Annotated in this window: 2 protein-coding genes; one reads left to right on the top strand and one right to left on the bottom strand. The window is 59.9% G+C overall.

All coding sequences use genetic code 11. The annotated features are described in order from the left end of the window. Window positions 1-248: 248 nt before the first annotated feature. A complete protein-coding gene (locus ACS5Q1_RS47710) occupies window positions 249-827 on the bottom strand; it encodes an NADPH-dependent FMN reductase (RefSeq protein ID WP_473104752.1) in 579 nt (192 codons plus the stop codon). A gap of 478 nt (window positions 828-1,305) precedes the next feature. Between ACS5Q1_RS47710 and ACS5Q1_RS47715 the strand changes: the two genes are divergently transcribed. Continuing rightward, window positions 1,306-1,725 carry a response regulator gene (locus tag ACS5Q1_RS47715; RefSeq protein WP_473104753.1) on the top strand — a complete coding sequence of 140 codons (420 nt, stop codon included), beginning with the start codon at window positions 1,306-1,308 and terminating at the stop codon, window positions 1,723-1,725. Window positions 1,726-2,047: the final 322 nt, after the last annotated feature.

The raw sequence follows: 2,047 nt of genomic DNA on the forward strand, positions 1-2,047 counted from the left end.
CGTCTGGCCCGAGCGCCAGAAGACGCCGCCGACGGCAATACGTGCTACGAATGAAATGAGACTGTCTGGAATGGCATCGGCGAGTGCAATGCCGCGATCAGCCAGAGCTTTGATGGACATTGTTAGCCTCCTGTGGTTCAGGCCCGACGAATGCCGGCCCTGTCTTGGCATCACACCACTTGCCAGCCCACGCCGGAAATACTGAGGAGCCATTGATCCCATAGCTGGCTGCTATCCTCGTGCCCGTGTCAGTAGGGCGTTCCCTCCGCGCGCTGGCGGCGCAAAGCCTCGGCGTACCAGACGAGTTCATCGACGAAGCGGCCCGCTGCCTTGTCGAGCCAGGGCACCTCCGCATGTCCGTCGGAGGTGAGGGCGGTGCCGATCTCAGGAATGGGCAACAGGGACGAAATGCTCGGCGTTCCAAGCTCGCAGAGCATGGCCCGAAGCTGCATGGCGGCTCGAACGCCGCCGAAGCGCCCGCCCGAGTAGCAGACGATCGCTGACGGACGCCAGAAATACTCTTCCAGGAAGTGATCGAGCGTGTTCGACAGACCAGGCGGGATGCTGTGGTTGTACTCGCCAGAGATAACCACGAAAGCGTCCGCCCTTTGGAAGAGTTCGGCGAGACGCTCAAGGACCTCAGGCGCCTGCCCCTTGGGATACTCCTTGTACATGCGGTCGAGCAGGGGAAGGTCCAGCTCAACCGGATCGACAAGGGGCGCTTCACACCCTCGGCTTTCTAGGTGACGAGTGATGAAACGGGCGGCCTTCACTCCCTGGCGGTCGGAGCGGACTGAACCCAAGATCACTGGTGTGAGGAACGGCATCTCGTCCTCCTGTCGGTTGAAGTCGCGAACATTACGTGGCAATCGGCGGAACTGAGGACCGCAGTTTGATCTACGGTGAGGCGGAGCCGATCCTGTCACGCTGACCTGTTCACATCACACCACCGCGCTGCTCCAGCCTGAAATACCGAGGAACCATCGGATCCATAGCCCTCTGCTATGAGGCTCGCTGTCATTGTGGCTCTCTCTTAAAAAGGAGAACCCAGGTGACCGAACTCAAACCTCATTCGTCAGCCTTGATGAGCACGGCTAGTCGCAGCTGGTGTTGTCTTCAAACCTTCTTCGCATGGCTTGAGGAACGGATCACCGCGATCGAAGTGGCGATTAGCGCTCTCGTCTATAGAGACTCTCTATGATTGCGGAAGCCGACCGGTATTTCCGCGAACGTTCACCAGCTGCCATCATACTCACATCAGATCCGCCGAAGCGTTCCTTAGGGACGGCTCGGCACAAGGAGGTTATGATGAGCACGCCCGAGCACAAACGGATCCTTGTGGTCGATGACAACCACATCTTCCGCGAAACACTCGCGCAGAGGCTTCGGGCTGCGGGATACCAGGTCGCCACGGCGGAAACGGGTGAGCGAGCTTTTCTTGCTTTGCGAGACTGGAGCCGTCCTGTCGATTGGCTCTACACCCGAGCCAACCTACCAGGTCTGGTCGATGGCTGGATCCTGGTCGATGAGTACCACGCCAGCCACGCCGGCCGTGCCGCGATCATAGGCGCCTCGGAGTCACGAGTCTCCCAGCAGGGGGACATCATCCTGAAGCACCCGACACCCGTGGCTGTTCTGGACACCCTCCGGCACACGATCGAAGCAGCACAGTCAAAGGTGGCTGCCGTTCTCGCCGTTGCTGATGATCAGCAGTATGCAGCCTGATCATCGAACTTCAGGAATCAGAGACTTGGGGGTGCTGGTGCAGCGCTTGCCGTTAGGAGCAGCGGAAGGCCAACATTCACAGTCTGAGTTTTATGAAATCGAACCGTTCTGGCCGGAAACCCCGGCCGTGATTTTGCCCGCTTGGAAGGAGCGGGCCCTGGCACCCGCTAGGATCCGGTGCTCCGAAAGCCGACGATAATCCGGCTGGCGAGAATTCCCGACAGCGTGGTGACGAGATCGAAGCGCGGATCACTACCCGCGGCTTCATCGGCGGCAGCCCTGAGAGAGGCACGCTTCAACAGCGTCGACAGGAAAGCGGCTG

Source organism: Microvirga sp. GN3, from assembly GCF_055792825.1.